This is a genomic window from Quadrisphaera sp. INWT6 (genome assembly GCF_015390235.1).
Taxonomy (GTDB): domain Bacteria; phylum Actinomycetota; class Actinomycetes; order Actinomycetales; family Quadrisphaeraceae; genus Quadrisphaera.
Genome location: NZ_VUOH01000001.1, coordinates 251,694 through 273,592 on the forward strand (window position 1 = coordinate 251,694; position 21,899 = coordinate 273,592).

18 protein-coding genes are annotated in these 21,899 nt (G+C 75.9%); 9 read left to right on the forward strand and 9 right to left on the reverse strand.

What is annotated here, in order from left to right:
- Positions 1-43: 43 nt before the first annotated feature.
- The 3 genes from F1641_RS01050 to F1641_RS01060 are packed head-to-tail and all read right to left on the reverse strand — an operon-like array spanning position 44 to position 2,897.
- Complete coding sequence (locus F1641_RS01050; RefSeq protein WP_194902649.1) at positions 44-1,327, reverse strand: NAD(P)H-dependent oxidoreductase; 1,284 nt, start codon at positions 1,325-1,327, stop codon at positions 44-46.
- A complete protein-coding gene (gene rfbC, locus F1641_RS01055) occupies positions 1,324-1,875 on the reverse strand; it encodes a dTDP-4-dehydrorhamnose 3,5-epimerase (RefSeq protein ID WP_194902650.1) in 552 nt (183 codons plus the stop codon). Before rfbC ends, F1641_RS01050 begins: the two co-directional genes overlap by 4 nt.
- A complete protein-coding gene (locus F1641_RS01060; RefSeq protein ID WP_194902651.1) occupies positions 1,872-2,897 on the reverse strand; it encodes an NAD(P)-dependent oxidoreductase in 1,026 nt (341 codons plus the stop codon). The genes rfbC and F1641_RS01060 overlap by 4 nt, the downstream gene beginning before the upstream one ends.
- Before the next feature lie 293 nt (positions 2,898-3,190).
- On the opposite strand from F1641_RS01060, the gene F1641_RS22725 reads away from it, so the two are divergent.
- Together F1641_RS22725 and F1641_RS01070 are read left to right on the forward strand one after the other, a co-directional pair.
- A complete protein-coding gene (locus F1641_RS22725) occupies positions 3,191-4,561 on the forward strand; it encodes a glycosyltransferase (protein WP_194902652.1) in 1,371 nt (456 codons plus the stop codon).
- Between the two features lie 53 nt (positions 4,562-4,614).
- On the forward strand, positions 4,615-5,916 hold the full coding sequence (locus F1641_RS01070) for an oligosaccharide flippase family protein (RefSeq protein ID WP_194902653.1): 1,302 nt from the start codon (positions 4,615-4,617) through the stop codon (positions 5,914-5,916).
- On the opposite strand, the gene F1641_RS01075 is transcribed toward F1641_RS01070, so the two are convergent.
- From F1641_RS01075 to F1641_RS01090, 4 genes are all read right to left on the reverse strand, one after another.
- On the reverse strand, positions 5,885-6,826 hold the full coding sequence (locus F1641_RS01075; RefSeq protein WP_194902654.1) for a glycosyltransferase: 942 nt from the start codon (positions 6,824-6,826) through the stop codon (positions 5,885-5,887). The two genes, F1641_RS01070 and F1641_RS01075, sit on opposite strands and share 32 nt — an antisense overlap.
- Positions 6,823-7,812: a glycosyltransferase gene (locus tag F1641_RS01080; RefSeq protein WP_194902655.1), complete on the reverse strand. Its 990-nt coding sequence runs from the start codon at positions 7,810-7,812 to the stop codon at positions 6,823-6,825. Before F1641_RS01080 ends, F1641_RS01075 begins: the two co-directional genes overlap by 4 nt.
- A complete protein-coding gene (locus F1641_RS01085) occupies positions 7,809-9,080 on the reverse strand; it encodes a hypothetical protein (RefSeq protein WP_194902656.1) in 1,272 nt (423 codons plus the stop codon). The genes F1641_RS01080 and F1641_RS01085 overlap by 4 nt, the downstream gene beginning before the upstream one ends.
- 239 nt (positions 9,081-9,319) lie before the next feature.
- Positions 9,320-11,998 carry a cell wall-binding repeat-containing protein gene (locus F1641_RS01090; protein ID WP_194902657.1) on the reverse strand — a complete coding sequence of 893 codons (2,679 nt, stop codon included), beginning with the start codon at positions 11,996-11,998 and terminating at the stop codon, positions 9,320-9,322.
- A 417-nt stretch (positions 11,999-12,415) separates the two neighbouring features.
- Here F1641_RS01090 and F1641_RS01095 point away from each other — a divergent pair, with 417 nt between their 5' ends.
- The 4 genes from F1641_RS01095 (at position 12,416) to F1641_RS01110 (ending at position 16,846) form a co-directional block, all read left to right on the forward strand.
- Complete coding sequence (locus F1641_RS01095) at positions 12,416-13,576, forward strand: glycosyl hydrolase (RefSeq protein ID WP_194902658.1); 1,161 nt, start codon at positions 12,416-12,418, stop codon at positions 13,574-13,576.
- Positions 13,577-13,725: 149 nt separating this feature from the next.
- Positions 13,726-13,980: a Wzz/FepE/Etk N-terminal domain-containing protein gene (locus tag F1641_RS01100; RefSeq protein ID WP_194902659.1), complete on the forward strand. Its 255-nt coding sequence runs from the start codon at positions 13,726-13,728 to the stop codon at positions 13,978-13,980.
- Positions 13,977-15,233, forward strand: coding sequence for a hypothetical protein (locus F1641_RS01105; protein WP_194902660.1), 1,257 nt, complete (start codon positions 13,977-13,979; stop codon positions 15,231-15,233). The genes F1641_RS01100 and F1641_RS01105 overlap by 4 nt, the downstream gene beginning before the upstream one ends.
- A 299-nt stretch (positions 15,234-15,532) precedes the next feature.
- Complete coding sequence (locus F1641_RS01110; RefSeq protein ID WP_194902661.1) at positions 15,533-16,846, forward strand: sugar transferase; 1,314 nt, start codon at positions 15,533-15,535, stop codon at positions 16,844-16,846.
- 97 nt (positions 16,847-16,943) lie between these two features.
- On the opposite strand, the gene F1641_RS01115 is transcribed toward F1641_RS01110, so the two are convergent.
- The gene (locus F1641_RS01115) at positions 16,944-17,336 is read right to left on the reverse strand and encodes a phosphomannose isomerase type II C-terminal cupin domain (protein ID WP_194902662.1); all 393 of its coding nucleotides are present in this window, start codon (positions 17,334-17,336) and stop codon (positions 16,944-16,946) included.
- Positions 17,337-17,640: 304 nt separating this feature from the next.
- Here F1641_RS01115 and eno point away from each other — a divergent pair, with 304 nt between their 5' ends.
- The 3 genes from eno (at position 17,641) to F1641_RS01130 (ending at position 20,186) form a co-directional block, all read left to right on the forward strand.
- Positions 17,641-18,918 (forward strand): phosphopyruvate hydratase, encoded by a 1,278-nt coding sequence (gene eno, locus F1641_RS01120; protein WP_194902663.1) that lies wholly within the window; start codon positions 17,641-17,643, stop codon positions 18,916-18,918.
- A gap of 234 nt (positions 18,919-19,152) precedes the next feature.
- Positions 19,153-19,674, forward strand: coding sequence for a septum formation initiator family protein (locus F1641_RS01125; RefSeq protein WP_194902664.1), 522 nt, complete (start codon positions 19,153-19,155; stop codon positions 19,672-19,674).
- Positions 19,671-20,186, forward strand: coding sequence for a DUF501 domain-containing protein (locus tag F1641_RS01130; protein ID WP_194902665.1), 516 nt, complete (start codon positions 19,671-19,673; stop codon positions 20,184-20,186). The genes F1641_RS01125 and F1641_RS01130 overlap by 4 nt, the downstream gene beginning before the upstream one ends.
- Positions 20,187-20,214: 28 nt before the next feature.
- Here the strand turns inward: F1641_RS01130 and F1641_RS01135 are convergent, their stop codons facing one another.
- The gene (locus F1641_RS01135) at positions 20,215-21,816 is read right to left on the reverse strand and encodes an ATP-binding protein (protein ID WP_194902666.1); all 1,602 of its coding nucleotides are present in this window, start codon (positions 21,814-21,816) and stop codon (positions 20,215-20,217) included.
- Between the last annotated feature and the right edge of the window lie 83 nt (positions 21,817-21,899).

Consider the following 21,899-nt stretch of genomic DNA (forward strand, 5'->3'; position numbering starts at 1 on the left):
GGGCGGTGCGGGCGGTGGTGCGCCGTGCGGTGGGGCCGACGGGTCAGCCGAGCCGGGCGTCCTGGGCGGCGCGCAGCTCGTCGACCAGCCGGCCGGAGGGGATGTCGACCATGTCATAGGTGACCACACCGTCCTTGGGCACGTCGACCTTCAGGACGCACCCGGGGGCCAGGCCCAGGGGCAGCAGGCGCTGCTCCCGGGCGGTGCCGGCGTCCTCGGCCTGGCCGTACACGTGGTACCCGCCGAGGCCGTCGATCGTGGTGCCCGCCGCCAGGTCGGTCTTGGCGGTGGTGAGCACCTCCACCTTGAGGTCGCCGGCGGACACCAGGGCGGCGTCGCCGAAGTCGACGGCGCGGACCACGGTGTTCGGGACCTCGAAGTGGCACAGGTGGTACGGCGTGTAGAACGAGTACAGGGGGCCCTCGCCCAGCTTGTACAGGTTCAGGTAGTGCTGCTGCTTGGGGTCGTCGTGCGTGGCGAGCACGTAGACGCCCGGTCCGGGCTTGGAGCCGACGACGTAGTCGACGACACCGCCCTTCTCCTTCAGCTCCTCCACGTCGTAGCGGCTCGTGAGCTCGTCGACGTGGCCGGTGTGGTCCCAGCCGTTCATCCCGCGCTTCGGCACGGTCATGCCCCACGCGTTCGCCACGATCGCCTGCTCGAAGGAGATCTTCGTGCCGTCGGCGAAGCTCGTGACCATCCAGGGGTCCTGGCCCCACTTCTCGGCGAAGGCCTGCTGCGTGGTCGGGGTGCGGTAGGGGTCCTGGAGGCCCTTGATGTTGCCGGCCACCAGGGGGGTCAGGCCCAGCCCGCGCACGAAGCGCAGGAGGTTGACCTCGACGCCGGGCTGGTCGCCGTCGGCACCGGTGAACATCACGCCGGCCGCGGCGAAGCGCCGGGCGATCTCGGGCCCGACGGTGGCGTCGAGCTCGGCGTTCATGGTCACCACGGGGGTGCCGGCCTCCAGGGCCGCCATGGTGACCCGGGCGCCGTGCTCGACGGCGCCGGTCACGTCGACGACGCAGTCCACGCCGTCGGCCGCGACCAGCTCGAGCGCGTCGGCGATGACCGCCGGGGCGCCCTCGCGGATGCTGCGCTCGAGCCCGGCGCGGGAGTCGACGACCCTCGCCGCGACCCCGGCCTCCTCGTAGGCGCGCACGCCCTTGGCCTCGGTGCGGTTGGCGACCGCCACCAGCTCCATGCCGGGGGTGCTGTTGATGATCTGGTTGGCCAGGCCGCGCCCCTGGAAGCCGGCGCCGACCATGCCGACGCGGATGGGCCGGCCCTCGCGCTGGCGCTTCGCCAGGGCGCTGTCGAGGATGATCATGCCGGTGCCTTCCCGCCGTTGTCGGCCAGGAGCGGCCAGGAGGCGTCCTTGTCGGAGATGACGCTCACCGGCACGGGCCACGACAGGCCCAGGTCGGGGTCGTCGTGGCGCAGGCCGCGCTCCACGCCGGGGGTGTACGGCGCGGAGACGTTGTAGGTGGCCTCGGTGTCGTCGACCAGGGTGATGAACCCGTGGGCGAACATCGGGGGCACGTACAGCGCCACGTGGTTGTCGGCGGTCAGCTCCACCGAGACGTGCTGCAGGTACGTGGGGGAGTCGGGCCGCACGTCGACGATCTGGTCGAGCAGCGCCCCGCGCGTGCAGCGCACCAGCTTGGCCTCGGGGGCCACGGGCAGCTGGTAGTGCATGCCGCGCAGGGTGCCCGCCTTCTTGTTGAAGGAGATGTTCGCCTGGACCAGCTCGGTGTCGAGCCCGGCCTCGGCGAACGCCTGCTTGTCGAACGAGCGGGCGAAGAAGCCGCGGTCGTCGGTGTGCGGCTCGATGTGGACCAGGGCCACCCCGGCGATGGGGGTGGTCTCGATCCTCACTTGCTCGTCCAGAACAGCTCGGCGTCGATCTGGCCGGTGCCCAGCAGGTGCTCGAGCTGCTTCAGGCGGGTGTGCCCGCGGCCGGTGAAGGTCGCCTCGTCGAGCTGGATCGCCTCGAAGACGTCGTGCAGCTGCTGGGCGCCGCGGGCGGCGTCCCACTGGCACTCGAAGTCCGGCAGGACCCGCTTGATCTTGTCGAAGCTCACCTTGTAGGAGCGGTTGTCGGCGCTGGCGGGGCCGAAGGTCAGCTCGCAGCCGGGGAAGGCCGCGGCGACCTTCTCGGCGATGTCGCGGACCTGGTAGTTCTGCTCCTCGGAGCCGACGTTGAGCACCTCGCCGCGGACGGCCTCCACCGGCGCGGTGAGCACCCGGCGGATCGCCTGGGCGATGTCCAGGCCGTGCACCAGGGGGCGCCACGGGGTGCCGTCGCTGTTCATGGCGATCTTGCCGGTGGTCCAGGCCAGGCCGGCGAGGTTGTTCAGCACGATGTCGAAGCGCATGCGCGGGCTCGCCCCGAAGGCGGTGGCGTTGCGCAGGAAGGTCGGCGCGAAGGTGTCGTCCGCCAGGGGGGCGACGTCGCGCTCGACGCGGGCCTTGCAGATCGCGTACGCGGTCTGGGGGTTGACCGGGCTCGTCTCGTCGACCGTGCCGTCGGCCACGCCGTACACCGAGCAGCTGGACATGTAGACGAAGCGGCCGACGCCGGCCTCCTTGGCCACCTGGGCCAGGCGCACGGAGCCCTTGTGGTTCACCTCGTAGGTGACCTCGCCCAGCAGGTCTCCCAGCGGGTCGTTGCTCAGCTCGGCCATGTGCACCACGGCGTCGTAGCCGCGCAGGTCCTCGACCTGGACCTCGCGGATGTCCTTGGCGAGCGTGTGCACCGTGCTGGTCACGCCGTTGTAGAGCCAGCCGTGCTTGTAGTAGCCGGTGTCCAGACCGGTCACGTCGTGGCCGTCCTCGACCAGCAGCGGGGCCAGCAGGCACCCCAGGTACCCCTCGGTGCCCGTCACCAGGACCTTCATGCGTTCTCCTCCGTCGCTGCGGTGGGGAGGCGCGGCGCCGTCCTGACGACGGCGCGGGGTCTCCCCGGATGACCCGCTCACGGACGATACCCATGCGGTGCGACGGGGCCCTGCGCTCGCACGCCGGTGCACCCGCACGAGGAGGGGCCTCACCCGAGCGGCCCACCCGTCGCAGCAGTGCCCGTGAGCACCAGGTGCACCACCGCTCATACTTCCCGTGCGAGCCGAGGCCACCCGGTCCCTGCGAGCGCAGCCCGACCGCCGACCGCGACCCGCCGACAGGGAGCACCCGCGTGCACGACGCAGCCTCCGCCCCCGACGCCCCCGCGCCGACGGCCCGACCGCCGCTGGAGGTGGTCGTGGTCTGCACCCGCGACGTCGGCGGGCGCGCCACCGGACGCGTCGTCGTGCTGCGCAGCCACCTCGCGGCCCTCGAGCGCCTGGGCCACCGGGTGCGCGTCGTCGTCATCGCCCCGCAGGCCCCGGCCGACGGGCCCTGGACCCGGCGCTTCCCGACCACGCACGTGCCCAGCCCCGGCCTGCTGTCGACGGGCGCCTCGGCGGTGCGCGCCGTCCTCGAGCCGGCGCTGCGCCGCGTGCGCAGGCGCCCCGGCCCGGCCCGGCCCTCCACGCTCAACGAGTGCCTCTTCGTCGACGGCCGCGTCCGCCGGCTGGTGGCGCGGGCGGGGGCGGGGGCCGACGTCGTCGTGCTCGACGGCCTGCGCACCGCGACCGCCGCCGACCGCCTCGAGGGCGCCCGGGTGGTGGTCGACCTCGACGACCTCCTCTCCGACCGCTACCGCCGCATGCTCGACCGGGTGCGGTCCTCCTCGCGCGGGAGCGGGGCCGGCAGCGGGGCCGGTGCCCCCGTCGACGTCCTGGGCTTCGCCGCCGAGCGGGTCCCGCCCGCGCTGCGGGGACCCGCCGCCGCCCTGGCGGCGTCGCTGCTGGGCTTCGAGGCGCGCCGGGCCGCCGCGCGCGAGGGCGAGCTGGCCCGCTCCGCGGCCGCCGTCAGCCTGGTCTCCACCGAGGAGGCGGGCCGGCTCCAGCAGCGCACCGGGCGACCGGTGGCCTGGCTGCCCCCCGCCGTCGACGTGCCGGACGAGCCGGTGCCCGCCGGCGAGGGCCTGCTGTTCCTGGGCGGCCTCGACTACCGCCCCAACGCCGACGCGGTGCGGGTCTACCGCGACGAGGTGCTGCCCGCCCTGCGCAGCGCCCTGGGGGAGCGGACCCCGGAGCTGCACCTGGTGGGCCACTGCCCGCCGGAGCTGCGGGCGGAGCTCGAGGTGCCGGGGGTCGTGGTCGAGGGCTTCGTCCCCGACCTGCGCGCGGCCCTGTCGCGCCGCGCGCTGGTGGCCCCGCTCCAGGACCCGGGAGGGGTCAAGCTGAAGGTCCTCGACGCCCTCGCCGCGGGGCTGCCGGTGGTCGGCACCCCGCAGGCCTTCGACGGCACCGGGCTGCCGGCCGACCTGCGCTTCGGCGCCCCCGACGGCGCGGGCCTGGCCCGGAGGGCGGCCGAGGTGGTCGCCGACGACGCCCTGCGCGACCGCCTGGCCGCGGGCGGGCGCGCCCACGTGGCGCGGACCTTCAGCCCCGCGGCGGGCGCGGAGCGCTGGGGCCGCCTGCTCGACGGCGTCACCGCCGGGGCGGGGGCGGCGCGGTGAGCCCGCTCTCGGGCCGGCGCGGACGGCACCGCGGACGGGTAGCGTCGAGCAGCGTGGACGTGGACGCCGGCATGCCCAGCCGCCGCCAGCTGGTGATCTGGACGTTCGCCAGCCAGGCCGTCTCGAGCCTGACCAACTTCGGCTTCACCGTGCTGCTCGCCCGCTCGGTCGGCGTCGACGACTTCGGCGCCTTCGGCATCGCCTTCGCGGTCTTCTCCTTCGTCATCGGCGTGGTGCGCGCCGGCGTCACGACCCCGCTGCTCATCGCCCACAGCGCCGGTGACCCGGAGGAGCGGCGGGTCGCCTCCCTCGACAGCGCCGGGTCCTCGCTCGCCGTGGGCCTGCTGACCCTCCTGCTGGGCGCGGTCTGCTACCTCGTCTTCCCCGCCCCCCTCGGCCCCGCGCTGCTCGCCCTGGGCATCGCCCTGCCCTTCCTGCTGGTGCAGGACGCCTGGCGCCAGGCGTTCTTCGCCGCCGGCCAGCCGCGGCGGGCCGCCGTGGGCGACGTGCTGTGGGCCGTCGGCGTCTTCGGCGGAGCCGCTCTGCTGAGCGCCCTCGGTGCGGTCAGCGTCTTCTCCCTGATGGTCGCCTGGGGCGTCGGCGCGGTGCTGGCGGGCGTCTACGGCGCCCTGCGGCTGCGCGGCGCCCCGCGCCTGCGCAGCGCGGTCTCCTGGCTGCGCACCCACACCTCGCAGGGCGGGCGGCTGACCGCCGAGTACGTGCTCAACATGGGCGCCGTCAACCTGGCCACCTTCGTGCTCGGCGCCATCGCCGGGCTGGTGGCCACCGGCGCGCTGCGCGCCGCGCAGACGCTGCTGGGCCCGATGCAGACCTTCTTCGGCGCGCTCAGCTCGTTCGCGCTGCCGGTGGCGGCGCGCCAGGTGGCCGCGGGGGACCGCCGCGGCCTGGTCCGCTTCGCCTGGGGCCTGTCGGTGCTGTGCGTCGCCGCCGCGGGCCTGGTCACGGCGGTGCTGTCGCTGCTGCCCCTGTCGTGGGGCGAGGCGCTCATGGGGGAGACCTGGGAGGGCGCGCGGCACGTGGTGCTCCCCGCCGGACTCCTCCTGGTCGCCACCGGCCTGGGCATGGGTCCCGTGATGGTGTTCAAGGGCCTCTCCCGCGCCGACCTGCTGGTGAGGGTCTCGGTCGTGCAGGCGCCGCTGATGCTGGGCCTGGGCTCCCTGGGCGCCTACCTCGCAGGGGCGCCCGGCGGCGCCTGGGGCTTCACCGTCGCCCAGGTGGTGGGCAGCACCATGAACGTCGTCCTCCTGCGCGGCGCGCTGCGGCGCTTCGACGCCGAGCGCGCCGCGCAGGTCGGCGAGCAGGTCAGCGGGAGCGGGGCGGCAGGGGCCCGGTGACGTCGCGGCCGGCCACGGTCGCCCGCGCGGTCAGGGCGCCCACGGCCCAGGCCCGGTGCTGGGAGGCCAGCGCGGCGTCGCCCTTCGTGCGGGCGCGCAGCTCGCGCACCAGGTAGCCCGCCGCGGCGACGGCGCCCATGGCGGTCGCCACGGGAGCGGGGTGGTGCTTGGCCGCGTACCTCCGGAACGACGCGCCCCTCAGCCGCATCATCTCCAGCGAGGGAGCGCCCGACCCGCCCGAGGAGCTGGGCACCAGCACGTCGGTGCGCAGCACCTGGCGCAGGCCCCGCTGGCGCGCGGTGCGCCCGAGGGCGACGTCCTCGCCGTAGACGTAGAAGTCCTCGTCGAAGCCGCCGAGCTCGAGGAACGTCGACCGGCGCACGGCCATGCAGCCGCCGCTGGTCCAGTCGACGCGGCAGGGCGCGCCCGGCTGGGGGGTGGCGTAGAGGCCCGCCGACGGCCGCAGGCCGTGCAGCCCGCTGGCGTGCACCGCCGTCCGCAGCAGGCTGGGCTCCCAGCCGCCGGCGCCCATCTCGCCGCGGCCCTCGCCGTCGACCAGCAGCGCCGCGGAGCTCAGGAGCGCGGGGTCGCGCTCGAGGTCCGCCGCGAGGGCGGCGAGCGCCGCAAGGTCGGGGCGGGTGTCGGGGTTCACGAGCACGACGACGTCGGCGCTGGCGGCCCTCACGCCCGCGTTCGCGGCGCGGGCGAAGCCCACCCCGCCGCCGCGCAGGTAGCGGCCCGCGGGGCGGGCCTCGACGAGGGCGCGGGTGCCGTCGTCGGAGTCGGAGTTGTCGACCACCACCACGGGCAGCTCCTCGGGCAGGCCGGCGAGCATCGCCTCGACCTGCGCGCGGCTGCGGTAGGTGACGACCACCAGCTCCAGGGCGGGCAGGCCGCTCGCCGCGGTCATCGGGACGCCTCCTGCCCGCGGGCCGCGAGCTCCCGGGGGAGCCGGGCCACCCGCACGAGCGCCCACAGGCCCACCAGCACGCCGTCCTGCGCGGCGGCGACCGGGCGGCGGCTGGTCAGGGAGCCCAGCGCGGGGACCCCCGCGGCGGAGGCGAGCAGCCACGCGAGCAGCGGCGTGCGGGTGCGCCCCACCACCGCGAGGCCGGCGGCGGCGCCACCGGCGACCACCCAGCCGCCGGTGGCGAGCACCAGCAGGCGGCTCTTCGGCGACATGCGCGCGAGCCAGCCCGGCGCCCGCGTGTGCCAGCGCTCGCGGCGCAGGAACCCCGCGAGGTCACCGGGGAAGCCGTGGTGCACGGCACGGACGTCCGGGTCCAGCACGACCGTCCCGCCGGACTCGCGCAGCCGCGCGGACAGGTCGGCGTCCTCGCCGGTGGGCAGGTCCTCGCGGAAGCCGCCCAGCCGCTCGAAGGCCTCCGCCCGCACCAGCAGGTGCTGGCTCCAGGCGAGGGAGCCGGAGTGCGCGAGCGCGTCCTCGACGTGCGCCCACTGGCGCGCCACCCAGGGGGCGTCGGCGGCGGCCTGCGAGCGGGAGCCCACGAGGTCGGCGCTGGAGAGGGCGCGCAGGCCGGCGGCGGTCCAGTCGTCGGCGACCTCGGTGTCGGCGTCGACGAAGGCGACGACGTCGAGCGGGTCGCCCGCGGCCCGCGCGTGCTCGATGACGGCGCGGGCGCCGGTGTTGCGCAGCGCCGAGATGCTCGCCCCCGGCAGCTCGACCACCTCGTCGGCCAGCTCCCGGGCCACCTCGAGGCTGCCGTCGGTGGAGCCGTTGTCGACCACCACCACGCGCATGGGCGCGGGCCGCTGCCGGCGCAGGGCGCGCAGGGCGGTGGCGATGGTCGCGACCTCGTCGCGGCACGGGACGACGACGCCGACCCGGGCGCCACCCCCCAGCGGCTGGTGCTCGGTCGGGGTGTCGGCACTCACGTGGAGGGCTCCTCGGAGGTCGTCGGGCCGGTGGTGCGCGGCGTGCGGTCCGCCGCGGCCGGCAGGGGGGCGAGCTGGGGGACGCGGCTGCGGGAGCGCCGCGGGCGCGTCGTGACCGCCGCACTGCCCAGCGCCCCGGTCAGGGCCCAGGCGAGGACGGTCGTCTGGGGCTGCAGCAGGCTGCCGGACAGGAAGAAGATCATGAAGAGCGCGGCGCCGGGCACCACGGGCCACGGGGCCCGGTCGAGCATCGCGAGCACGAGGAACAGGACGAAGACCCCGGCGGCGAGGAGCCCGTACTCGAAGGCGAGCTTGGGGGCGATCGTGTAGACGACCGCCTCGCCGACCTGCCCGCCGCCGCGGTCGGACAGCAGCAGGCGCTCCGAGGCGCCGGCGCCCGCGCCGACCCAGTAGCGCAGGGGGTCGGCGAGCAGGCCCTTGGCGACCTCGGTGTACGGCTGCACGAAGCGGAGGTAGCCGCTGCTGCCGGCCTCGGAGGTCTCGCCGGCGCGGCTGGTCAGGAGCTCGGCGATCGGCGACAGCGCCACGACGACGACCACCACCGCCCCGGCCACGAGGTAGCTGGGGCGCAGCAGCTGGGGGGAGCGGGCCACGACCAGCAGGCCCACGACCCCGAGCAGCAGGATGCCGGTGCCCGAGACGGAGGCGGCCACGCCGAGCAGGAGCACGAGCAGCTGCCAGATCGGCACGCGCAGCACCAGCCCGACCGCCACGGCCAGGGCGCAGAACTGCGACAGGAACGACGGCTCAAGGAGCACGAAGGCGTTGCCCTTGACCACCGGCGAGCCGTACTGGATCACGTTGCCGAAGTTGAAGGTCGAGGCGAGCCAGGTGCGGGGGACGACCTGGGCGAGGTAGTCCTGGAAGGCCCACACCCCGGCGAGCTGCGTGAGCAGCTGGAGGGCGCCGACCGCCGCGATGACGACCATCGACCACACGAAGACGCGGCCGACGAGCCGCGCGTCGGCACCGGTGGTGTCGCGGCTGCGGAAGACCCACGCCGCGTACAGCACCACCAGGAGCCCCAGGGAGGTCAGCGAGGGCGAGCCGCCGGTGGCGGCGATGACCCACGTGGCCACCAGCACGAGCAGCACCGCGCCGGCGTACAGCTCGGTGCGCAGCCGGTCGGCGCGGACGGCGTGCACGAGCAGGAGCGGCACCAGCGCGGCGTACTGCAGCACCAGGGCGAGCGGCACGCCGGTCTCCCCGACCGGCAGCACGATCCGCTGCGTGAGCAGCACCAGCACCACCAGGACGGCCAGGACGCGCCCCGCCGCCGTGGCCCGCTGCGCACCGGCCGCGGCCGGAGGGCGGCGGTCGGCGGCGGGCCGGAGGCCGGGAGCGGCCCGGGGGCGGGGCGGCCGGGAGCGTCGGTCAGCACCCGGACATCATCCCCGCTCCCACGACCGCACCGGCCGTCCCGAGCGGGACGACCGGTGCGGTCCACCCGTCAGGGCCCCCGCGCGGGGGCCGGACGGGTGAGGGCTCACCAGAGCTGCGCGTACCTCGCGGCCGCCTTCGGGTTCTGGGTGGGGCCGAACAGCGACCCGGCGTAGTAGCCGGCGTCCTCGTTGAAGTACGCCTCGTAGGCCAGCACGGGGGCGGCCTCCTTGAAGAAGGCGTTCATCTTCTCGATGTAGAACGGGTTGTCGCCGCCGTTGTTGCCCGCCCACGCGGTGCCCGGGTAGACGCCCCACTCGGGCACCGAGAGCGCCTTGCCGTGGCTGATCGCGAAGTCCTTCCAGAACTTCAGGCCGAAGGCGCCGGAGTAGTGCTGGGCCCACCCGGCCTCGTCCTTGGCGGCGGGCCAGCCGTCGTAGGAGTCGACGCCGATGATGTCGACGTAGGCGTCACCGGGGTAGGCGCGCGTCGGGTCCTCGACGCTCTGGCCCTTGCCGCGGTTGACGCTCCAGTCCCAGCGCAGCCCGGGCGCGGTCGACTCGGCCGCCGTGTGGACCTTCTGCCAGCACTTCGCCCACGCCGCCGGGTCGGACGCCTTCCAGGCGTACCAGTCGCCGTTGAACTCCCAGCCGAGCCGGATGATCGTGGTGTCGGCCAGACCGGCCTTCGCGATGTTCGTGCCGAACTGCTTCCACTTGTCGTCGTAGGCGCCGGAGGCGCAGGCGCCGATGGAACCGCTGCCGTCCTCGGGGATCATCGCCACGCCGAAGACCTTGGTCATCTTCGTGCCCTTCCAGGCGTCGTAGAGCCAGGTCGGGTTGACGACGTCGTTCCAGTTGGCCCGCGGGGCCCAGTCGACGACGACGTCGGGCTGCGAGCCGCGCCAGTCGCCGAAGGCCTTCTGGTTCGACTCCTTCGAGCCCGGGACGTAGACGCCGCTGTTCCAGGCCAGGCCCGAGAGGTTGGGCACCCCGGCGCGGGCGCCGGCGGGAGCTGCGGCGGCCTTCGGCGCGGGCGCGCTGGTCGAGGGGGCCGCCGAGGGTGCGGCCGGGGCCGACGAGCTCGGGGCGGCCGCCGACGCCGACGGGGTGCCGCCGGGGCTGCTGCTGCTGGGGGCGCTGCTGGGGGTGTCGCTGGGGGTGTCGCTGGGGGTGCCGCTGGGAGAGGCGCCGTCCGCCGCGGCGGCGGGCGCGTCCTGGTCGAGGGCGGTGCGGGCCGCGGCCGCCACCTGCGGGGAGACGACGGCGTCGCCGCCGACCACCAGCAGCGACGAGGCGTCAGCGCGGTCCTGGGCGGCGAGGCGGCCCAGGGCCTGCGCCACGGAGGCCGGGAGCTCACCGGGGGGCGTGAGCAGCACGGGGGCGCCGTAGGTGCCGCCGACGAGCGCGTCGGCGTAGTCGTCGCCGCTGGCCAGGACGACGCCGACCGAGCCCGCACCGCCCTGGGCCGCCGCGCGGGCGCGGTCCTCGAAGGTCGAGGGCTCCGTCGCCGCCGTCGCGGTGGCGCTGGGTGCGTCGGAGGGGGCCTCACCGGCACCGCCGTCCGGCTCCCCGGCGGTCGCAGCGGTCTCGGAGGTCTCGGAGGTCTCGGAGTCCTCGGAGGTCTCAGAGGCCGAGGGCTCCGGGGTCGCCGCGGCGGTGGTCTGGGCCGCGGCGCCGTCGGTGGCGTCCGCGCTCGGGGTGCCAGCCGCGAGGGCGGCGACGGCGGCGGAGTTCTCGTACCGGTCGCGCCCGTCGACCTCGGTCACCTGCGGAGCGCTGCCGTCGACCTCGACGCCGGAGACCGCGGAGACCGCGTCGGCGCCCACGGCGGTGACCGAGGCGCTGCCGCTCGCGGAGCACCTGCTCAGCACGTTCTGGGCGACCTCGGGCCACGCGTCGCCGCGGGTGTAGACGAGGGGGCGGTCGGCGCTGACGTAGCCGGCGGCGCTGGCGCCGTCGGCGAAGTCGGTGCCGGTGGCGGCCACCAGGTGGCAGGGCCCGTCGCTGTCGCGCAGCACCTCGGAGGCCACGGCGGCGGAGGTGGCGTAGCGGTCGGGCCCGGCGATGCGGGTGACCACCAGGCCCAGGTCGATGAGCTGGTCGCTGACCTCGGCGGACAGGGCCTCCTCGCCGCCGAGCAGGAAGACGGTGCTGCCGGCGGGCATGGCCGCGGCGAGGTGCCGGGAGACGCGGTCGTCGAGCGCGCCGGCGGGGTTGAGCAGGAGGGGCGCGCTGTGGAGGCGCGCCAGGGCCGAGCCCGCCAGGGCGTCGGCGAAGTCGCGGTCGGTGGCGATGACGGCGGTGTCCTCGCCCTGCGGGAACCGGTCGGCGGCCACGGCGAGGGCGGTGCCGACGCGGTCACCGCCCGAGAGGCGGGCGACGCCGCCGTCGGAGCCGCGGCCGGCGGTGGCGCTCGCCGCGGGCTCCGCGCTGGGGTCGGAGCTCGCGGAGGGGTCCTGGGTCGCCTGCGCCGCCTGGGCGCTGGCGATGATGCGGCTCGCGGCGACGGCCTCGCCCTCGGGCGAGACGCGCGCGGGCTGGCGGGCGTCGGGGCGGGCCACCGCGGCGGTGTCGTGCCGGGTGACGACGACGACGGCCGCGCCCGCGACGGCGACGGCTGCGGCCGCGGCGACCAGCGCCCGGCGCGCCGAGCGGCCGGACCCCGTGGTCTGCGCCGAGCGCCGGCCCCGGGGGCCCGCGGCGGCCTGCAGGGCCGCGGCTCGCTCACCGGTGCGCGCGGCGGAGCGCGCGCGGCGCGGAGACGGGGGAGGGGGCGTGGGCAAGGCGTGCTCCTGGGGCTGGGGCGCGGGGAGGCCACGAGGTCCACCGGCAGCCGGTCAGCGGCTGTCCGGCGTGTCGCCGTGACAGTCGGCTCATGAGTTGTCACCCTCTGCGCCGACGCGTCCACTGTGGGGGAGCGGGGCGGCGCGTGCGGGCAAAACGGTCGGATTGCCCCACGAGCATCTGGTGACCTCTGGTGAGCGCGTGATCACGTGCCGTCGACCACGGGTGCGCCCTCGGAGCAGTGGTCCACCTCGTGCGCCTCACGAGTCCCGCCCGACGGGCGCAACCAGCGCCAATGCCCCTTGCTCCGACCGGTGGCGGCGCGCTCCACGAGGGCGCTGCGGGGCGATCTGCGAGTTACCGTCGTCCTGCCGCCAGAGACCGGGGGCGATCCCCCCACGACGAGAGGCTGCGGCATGACCCTGCCCCCCACCACGGCCACCACGCCGGCCAGCTCCGGGCCCTCCCCGCAGCGGCCCCGGCCCCGCCGCACGCGGCGCCGGGCGCTGTTCGGCGTGCTCGCCGGTGTGCTCGTGCTCGTGCTGGCGGGCGCCACCGCGCTCCTCCTCGGGAACCGCGGGGGAGGCGAGACCCCGGTCTCGCCGCCCTCGAGCGCCCCGGTGGTGACGCAGGAGCCCGTGGACACCGGAGCGCTCGCGGCCGTCCCGTTCGGGGTCTTCCGCGACAACAGCGCCGAGGAGACCGCCGCGTACGAGGCGTGGATCGGCCGCCAGGTCGACGTCGCCGTCGTCTTCGGCTCGCGCGACACCTGGCAGGACATCCGCAACTCCGACTGGCTGCTCGACGGGTGGCGCGACGCGCCGCAGCGCCTGGCCATCGGCGTCCCGCTGCTGCCCACCGAGGACGACAGCGCCACCGTCGAGGAGGGCGCCACGGGTGCCTACGACGACGTCTACGTCGAGTTCGCGCAGCGCCTCGTGGCCGAGGGCCAGGCCGACGCGATCCTGCGCCTGGGGTGGGAGTTCAACCTCGAGGGCAGCCGCTGGAGCACCGAGGACGCCGAGGCGTGGAAGGCGTACTACCGCAGCGTCGTCGAGGCGATGCGCTCGGTGCCGGGCCAGCAGTTCGAGTTCGACTGGAACGTCAACAACGGCGGCGGCGGCATCGGCGACCCCGTCGACTACTACCCGGGCGACGACGTCGTCGACTACGTGGGCGTCGACGCGTACGACGTGGCCGGGGCCGAGGGCACGTACCCCGTGCCGGACGGCTGCACCGACGAGTGCGCGCTCGAGCGCCACCAGGCGGCGTGGGACGGCGCCATCTACGGCGGTGAGCGCGGCCTGCAGTTCTGGAGCGGCTTCGCCAAGGAGCACGGCAAGAAGCTGTCGCTGCCCGAGTGGGGCCTGTGGGACCGCGTCGACGGCACCGGCGGCGGAGACGACCCGTACTACATCGAGCAGATGGCGCGATTCATCGCCGACCCGGACAACGGCGTCGCCTACCAGGCCTACTTCGAGGTGGACAACACCGAGCTGGGGCCGCACCGCCTGATGACCGGGTTCCCCGAGTCCTCGCAGCTCTTCAGGGACCTCTTCGGCGGTTCCCAGGGCTGACCCGGGCCCGACCCAGGTCGGCCTGGGAGGACTCCTGGGCGCCTAGCCCGGACGGTGGAGGGGCTGCCCCGAACGGGGCAGCCCCTCTGCGGTGCGACGGGAGGGGTGCCTCCTGCGTGCCACGATGCTCATGTCCGAGAGGAGACGTCATGTCCGAGAACGACAGCCGGGCACCCGAGGGAGCTTCGCGCTCCCTGGTGCTGTCGGCCCTGTGGCGCGGCAAGGTCGTGATCGCTGCCAGCGCCGTCGTGCTGGGGGCCGTGGCCTACTACGCCAGCATCGCCCAGCCCGAGCACTACGAGGCCCGCTCCACCGTGGTCCTGTCCAGCGCCGGGCCCTTCGCCCCGCTGGGCGACTACCAGAACCCCGACCCACGCGCTACATCGCCGACCAGATGGCCGTGATGCGCAGCGGCGCCGTGCTGACCGCCGCCGCTCAGGCCGAGGGCGTGGGCGCGACCGCGGCCGAGCTCGCCGAGGACCTGCAGCTGACCGCCGCCTCGGACGGCAGCGTCATCACCGTCGAGGCGGGCGGCGACACCGGGGCCGAGGCCGCAGCGCGCGCCAACGCCGTGGTCGCCGCCTACCAGGCCTACGTCAAGGCCGACGCCACGAACGTGGCGGCCGCGGCGGTCGCCGCGACGACGGGCCAGGCGGCCGCGAACGACGACGGCCTGAACCAGCAGCGCGCGACCGTGAGCGGGATCAACGCCCGCCTGGCGCAGTTCGACGACGGCGTGCAGACGGTCGACCAGGCCGTCGCACCGACCACCCCGTCCTCGCCGGTGCCGCTGCGCGACGGCCTGATCGCCGCCGTGGTCGGCGCCCTGCTGGCGGCGGGCGTGGTGCTCTGGCGCCGCGGCTCCCGCCCGGCCGACACGCGCACGATGCTGCGCGGGGCCGGCGTGCCGGTGCTCGGCGCCCTCGACGCGGGCTCGCCCCGCGGCCCGGCCCCGGCCGTCGACCTGGAAGGTGCGAGCGCCGCGCTGCTCTCGCTCGACTTCGCCACCGCCGACCGCGCCCCCGGCCCGGTCCTCGTCTCCGACCTGCGCGCCGGTGCCGGCTCCGCCGACGTGGTGGTGGCGCTGGCCTCGGCCGCCGTCGCCCGCGGCAGCTCGGTGGCCGTCATCAGCCTCGACGCCGACCCCGCGCCCCTGCTCGGCCGCCTCGGCGTCCCCGTGGTGCCCGCGCCGCTGTCGCGCGCCTCGGAGGCCGGCTCCTTCCTGGTGCCCGCGCAGCGGGTCACCGACCCGGAGGGGCGCACCGGCTGCCGCGTCGGGCGCCTCTCGCCGCGCCTGGTGCGCGGCGGCGAGCTGGACGGCGTCTTCGCGACGCTGCTCGGCGCGCACGACCTCGTGCTGCTGCACAGCGGCCCCCTGTCCACGAGCCCCGACGGCTACGCCGCCGTGCGCGCCAGCGCCGCCGTCGTGGCGGTCGTCTCGGCCGAGGACTCCGCCCAGGAGGTCTCCGAGGCGTGGACGGCCCTGGGCGACCGGCTGGTCGTCGCCGGCCGCCGGGTCGACGGCGCGGTGCTGACGCGCCGCCGCCGCGGGGTGCGCCGCCCGGCCTCCGGCTCCGGCGCGCCGGCCCTGCCGGGGGGCGCGGCCCAGCCGAAGCCGCCCCAGCGACCCGTGGTGAGCGGGGCCTCCGACCGGTGACGGCGTCGGGGTGGACGCCCTGGTCGTGGTGGCGGGCCCTGCCGGTCCCGCCGCTCCTCCGGGTGCGTCCGCTCCGGCGTCCACCGGCGTCCGCCGACCACCCGGACGGCGGAACCGGTGGACGCGACTCCCAGGAAGAGGCAGGATTCGCGTCGCACGACGGCGCTGACGAGGACGAGGAGCACTCCGTGGCGACGCCTGGACGGGTGGGGACCCAGACGACGACAACCGCAGGAGGTCCCGAGCTCTCGCGACCCCACCGCCGCGCGAAGCGGACGACCCGCTGGCGGTGGGCGAGCATGACGGGCTGCCTCGTCTTCGCGGACGTGCTCGCCTGGCTCGTCTCGGCGGCCATCAGCTACAGCGGTGACACCCTCGAGATCACGATGGTGGTGCTGGTCGCGCTTTCGCTGGCCGCCCAGCGCCTCTACCAGTCGCACCTCACGGCCTCCGTGCTGGACCAGCTGCCGGGGATCCTCGTGGCCTGCTCCAGCGGCTTCATCCTCACGCTCGTGGTCGTCAAGCTGCGCTGGCCCGACGTCTCCACCCTCAACGTCCTGGTGCGCGCCGCGGTCTTCGCCGCCTGCATCCTGGTCTTCCGCGCCATCGCCCTCAGCGTGGTCCGGTACGTGCGCCGCCGCCGGATCATCGCCCACCGCACGCTCGTGCTGGGCGCCGGCACCGTCGGAGCTGCGCTGCTCGACAGGCTGCACGACCACCCCGAGGCCGGGCTGCTGCCCGTCGCCGTCCTCGACCCGTTCCCGATCCACACCGACAAGACCATGGGCGTGACGTGGCTCGGCTCCGTCGACGACCTGGCCGCGGTGATCGAGGAGCAGCACATCAACGTGGTCGTGGTGGCCTTCAGCAGCGTGCGGGAGGCCGACCTGGTCGAGGTGCTGCGCACCTGCGACCGGCTCGACTGCGAGTTCTTCTTCGTCCCGCGCCTGTTCGAGCTGCAGCACGTCAACGGCGACATGGAGCAGGTGCACGGCATGCCGCTGGTGCGCGTGCGCCGCGCCGCGTTCCGCACCCCGGCGTGGAAGGTCAAGCGCCTCTTCGACATCGCCTTCGCGGCGGCCCTGCTCGTGGTCGCGGCGCCGGTCATGGCCGCCACCGCGCTGGCCGTGCGCCTCGAGGGCGGGCCCGGGGTGCTGTTCCGCCAGGTCCGCGTGGGCCTCGACGGCCGCCCCTTCACGATGCTCAAGTTCCGCTCGATGAAGCCGGTCAACGACACCGAGCAGCAGACGCAGTGGAACATCAGCAACGACAGGCGCGTCGGGCCCGTCGGCAAGGTGCTGCGCGTGACCTCCCTCGACGAGCTTCCCCAGATCTGGAACGTGCTGCGCGGCGACATGAGCATCGTCGGGCCGCGCCCGGAGCGCCCCCACTTCGTCGACGAGTTCTCCTCGCACATCCCGCGCTACACCGGCCGCCACCGCGTGCCCGCCGGCCTGACCGGTCTGGCCGCCGTCCACGGGCTGCGGGGCGACACCTCGATCTCCGAGCGGATCATGCTCGACAACCACTACATCGAGAACTGGTCGCTCTGGCTCGACGCCAAGATCCTGCTGCGCACCGTCGGCGCGCTGTTCCGGCACCCCGGCAGCTGACCGCAGCTGACGGGCCGCCACCAGCGGGCCCCGGACGCGGGAGCGCCCCACCACCCGCGAGGGTGGTGGGGCGCTGTGGCGTCCGAAGCCGGGAGGGTCAGTCCTGCTCGGGGCGGGCGTAGTCGTCGTGGAGGCGCTCGATGTCGGCCTCGTCGAAGGAGCCGAAGGCGATCTCCAGGATGCGCCCGGCCTTCGTGCCGGAGTTGCCCAGGCGGTGCAGGGACCCGGCGGGGGTGTAGACGACCTCCCCGACCTCGGCGGTCCACTGCTTCTCACCGACCTGGACGTCCAGGGGGACGTCGAGGACCTGCCACATCTCGTCGCGCTCGCCGTGCTTCTGCAGGGACAGGCGGTGTCCGGGCTCGACGGTGATGAGCTTGACGGTGCAGACCTGGTTGAGGACGAACTGCTGGAACTGGCCCCAGGGGCGCTCGGCGACGAAGACGGCCTCGCGGCGGGCGGTCTCCAGCGCCTCGGTGTCCGTGCTCATGTGTCCTCCTGGTCGGTGGCTGGCTGGTGGCGGTGCTGCTCGGCCGGCGCTCCGCGGACGGGCCCCGGGGGGTCGCGCCGTGCTCGGCGCGTGACGTTCTGCGACGGATTCTGCCGGTTCCGCGCTCCGGTGAGAACCACTACCACCCCGACGGGGCCCTCCCGGGCCGCGGTTCACCCGCACGCGGTGGTGGAGGTGGCGCTGAGCACGACTAGTGTCGTCGCCGGACGCCGCCTCCGGCAGGACCGCTGTCCGCCCGGTCCGGTGGGTCCCCGACCCGTTCCCGACCAGCAGGAGGAAGTCCGTGGCCAGCATCGAGGCCGTCGGCGCCCGCGAGATCCTCGACTCGCGCGGCAACCCCACCGTCGAGGTCGAGGTCGCCCTCGACGACGGCACCATCGGCCGCGCGGCCGTGCCCTCGGGCGCGTCGACCGGCGCGTTCGAGGCCGTCGAGAAGCGCGACGGCGGCAGCCGCTACGGCGGCAAGGGCGTCGAGGGCGCGGTCTCCGCCGTCCTGGACACCATCGGCCCGGAGGTCGTGGGCTTCGAGGCGAGCGAGCAGCGCCTCCTCGACCAGGCGATGATCGACCTGGACGGCACCGACAACAAGAGCTCCCTGGGCGCCAACGCGATCCTCGGCGTCTCCCTGGCCGTGGCGCGCGCCGCTGCCGAGTCGGCCTCGCTGCCGCTGTTCCGCTACGTCGGCGGCCCGAACGCCCACACCCTGCCCGTGCCGATGATGAACATCATCAACGGCGGCGCGCACGCCACCACCGGCGTCGACGTGCAGGAGTTCATGATCGCCCCGATCGGCGCCCCGACCTTCCGCGAGGCGCTGCGCTGGGGCGCGGAGGTCTACGCCTCCCTGAAGTCCGTGCTGAAGAAGCAGGGCCTGCCCACCGGCCTGGGCGACGAGGGCGGCTTCGCCCCCGACCTCGCGGGCACCGCCGAGGCGCTCGACCTGATCGCCACCGCCGTGCAGGGCACGGGCCTCTCCCTCGGCTCCGACGTCGCGCTCGCGCTCGACGTCGCCGCGACCGAGTTCCACGAGGGCGGCACGTACACCTTCGAGAAGCAGGGCCGCACCAGCGACGAGATGATCGCGTTCTACGCGAAGCTCGTCGAGGACTACCCGCTGGTCTCCATCGAGGACCCGCTGGACGAGTCCGACTGGGAGGGCTGGACGGCCATCACCACCGCGCTCGGCGGCAAGGTGCAGATCGTCGGCGACGACCTCTTCGTCACCAACCCCGCCCGCCTGCAGCGCGGCATCGACAGCGGCGCCGCCAACGCGCTGCTGGTCAAGGTCAACCAGATCGGCACCCTGACCGAGACCCTCGACGCCGTCGCCCTGGCCCACCGCAGCGGCTACCGCAGCATGATGAGCCACCGCTCGGGCGAGACCGAGGACACCACGATCGCCGACCTCGCCGTCGCCACCGACTGCGGGCAGATCAAGACCGGCGCCCCGGCCCGCTCCGAGCGCGTCGCGAAGTACAACCAGCTGCTCCGCATCGAGGAGGAGCTCGACGACGCCGCGCGCTACGCCGGCCGCGGCGCCTTCCCGCGCTACTCGGCCTGACGCCGAGCAGCCACCCGAGCAGCCGCTCAGCACCACCCCGTCTGCCCGCTCCGGGCGCCGCCAGGACCTCCCGGCGGCGCCCGGGGCGGGCAGATGGCGTTCGCGGGGCGCCCCGCGGCTGCGAGACTGGGGCCCGTGCCTTCCGCGAGACCGTCGATCCGGGGTGCGCAGCGACCCGCGCCGCGCCCGGGCAGCAGCCAGCGGCGCCGTGACGGGCGTCCCGCCGGCGAGCCCGTGAGCAGCCGGCCCGCCGCCGCCGCGCGCCCCCGCACCGCCCGACCGGGCGCGGGCAGCCGCCTGCCCGCGGTCACCGCCCGGGGCGTGGCGCTCGCCGTCGTCGCCCTGGTGGCCGTCGGCTCCGTGCTGGGCCCGGCGCGCGCCTGGGTGGAGCAGCGCTCCGACCTGGCCGACCTGCGCGCCGACGTCTCGCAGCGCGAGCAGCACGTGGCCGCCCTGCAGGCGGAGTCCGACCGCTGGGACGACCCGGCCTACGCGGCGGCCCAGGCCCGGGCGCGGCTGGAGTACGTGGTGCCGGGGGAGACCCGGTACGCGGTGCTCGGGGCGCCGGCCAGCGCCTCCCCGAGCGCCGCGGTCGCCACCGCGACGCCCTCCCCGGAGCCCACCTCCCTGCTGGAGCAGCTGCGCGGCGGCCTCGGCCTGGGCGGGGCGTCCGAGCCCACCCCCACGCCCACCCCCGCCGACATCGCCCCCTCCACCGGGGCCCCGGCGCCGACGGCCACCCCGGTGGCTTCGTGAGCGCCCCCGAGCCGCTGTCCGAGGCCGACCGCGAGGCCGTCCGCCAGCAGCTGGGGCGCCCCCCGCGGGGGGCCGTGGGCGTCGCCCACCGCTGCGGCTGCGGCAAGCCCGACGTCGTCGCCACCGCACCGCGGCTGGAGGACGGCACCCCCTTCCCCACGACCTTCTACCTGACGTGCCCGGCCGCGGCCTCGCTGGTGGGCACGCTGGAGGCGTCGGGCCTGATGCGGGAGATGTCCGCGAGGCTCGAGGACGACGAGGAGCTGGCCGCGTCGTACGGCGCCGCCCACGCCGACTTCCTGGCCCGGCGCTCAGAGCTCGAGCGCGAGCTGGGGGAGGTCCCCGAGATCGCGGGGACCTCCGCGGGGGGCATGCCCACCCGGGTCAAGTGCCTGCACGCCCTGCTCGGGCACGCGCTGGCCGCCGGCCCGGGGGTCAACCCCCTCGGCGACGAGGTGCGCGAGGCGCTGGGCCCGTGGTGGGCGAAGGGCTCCTGCGTCGACGACGCCTGAGGCGCCGGTCAGCCGGTCAGCCGGTCGGTCAGGGGCGGGGGAGCTGCACCCGCGCGGTGAGCCCGCCCCCGGGGGTGTCCTCGAGCACGATGCGCCCGCCGTGGCGGGCAGCGACGCGCTGCGCGGTGGCGAGCCCCAGCCCGTGCCCCGCCGGGCCACCGGCGGGACGGGCGGTGTGCGCGCCGCGGTCGAAGGCGCGGAAGACCGCTGACCGCTGGTCGGCGGGGACGCCGGGGCCGTGGTCGACGACCCGCAGCTCCCAGGCCGACGGCGACTCCAGGACGGCCACCTCGACGCGGGCGGGCGTCCCGGGGCGGGTGAACTTGAGGGCGTTGCCGACGAGGTTGGTGAGCAGCTGGTGCAGGTGCACCGGGTCGCCCACCAGCACGGGGAGGTCGGTGCCGAGCACCTGGACCGAGGCCCCGCCGGGGACGGCCAGGTCGGCGAGCACCGCCTCGACCAGGGGGCCCGCGGGGACGGGCTCGAGCCGCGGGGGCCGGGCGGAGCCCGCGGCCGCGTGCGCCAGCAGCGCCTCGAGCAGCGAGGCCATGCGGCCTGCGCCGCGGCGGGCGGTGGCCGACCAGCCGGCCGCCAGCGCGTCGCCGCGCTCGGCGGCCTCCTCCTCGAGCAGCTCGAGGTAGCCGTCGACGACGGTCAGCGGCGAGCGCAGGTCGTGGGCCGCGACGGCGGCGAAGGACTCCAGCTCGGCGTTGGAGCGCTCGAGCTCGGCGCGCGCGGCGCGCTCCGCGGTCACGTCGGTCAGCGAGGCCACCGCTCCGGTGCGCTCGCCGCCCGACAGCAGGGGCCGCGCCCGGCACACCCCGGTGACGACCTCGCCCCCGGGTGAGGCCCACGACACCTGCTGCTCGGTGGTCGCGCCGTCGGCCAGCGCCGACAGCAGCGGACCGCGCACGGCGGACAGCACCGTGCCCTGGGCGTCGGCGAACAGGGCCGTGGTGGCGGCGCGCGCGGCTCCGGTCGCGTCGAGCCCGGCGGGGAGCCCGGCCCAGGCGCGCGCCCGGGGGTTCACCACCTGCACGCGCCCCCCGGCGTCGAGCACCACGATGCCGACGTCGACGGTCTCCAGCACCCCCTCCAGGAGGTCGTGGCGGTCGGCGAGCCCGATCTCGGCCAGGGCCAGCCGCTCGTCGGCAGCGGCCACGGCGGCGGACAGGCCGTGCAGGGCGCGGTCGCGCCGCGCCGCGGCCACGACCCCGGAGGCCAGGTCGGCCAGGTCGGCCAGGGCCTCCTCGCGCGCCGCGCAGGGAGGGTGCGGTGCCCCGTCACGGGCCAGGAGGACGGCGACGACCTCGCCGTCGTCGCCGGTCACCGGGGCGCAGGCGACCGCTCGGGTGCGGGCGAGGCGCCCGTCGACCCAGGGGTTGGTGGCCAGGGCGGGCAGGGCCGCGGCGTCGGGCAGGTGCACGGCGCTGCCGCGCTCGAGCGCGAGGGCGCCCAGCGACGTGGGCAGCAGGTGCTCCACCAGCTCCAGCGACGCCGACGGCCACCCGGTCGCGGCGCGCACGCGGCGCAGGAGCGCGGCCGGGGCGCGGTCACCGGTCGGCCCGGAGGTGGCGGCGGGCGCGGGAGGGGTCGCGCGGACCGCCGGCCCTGCAGCACTGGGCGTCACGCGTCCTCCTCTCGGGCCGGACCTCGACCTGCACCGGGCCGTCGACCCGGACACGGGGCGCATCGGCAGGGCGGGTCCCCCTC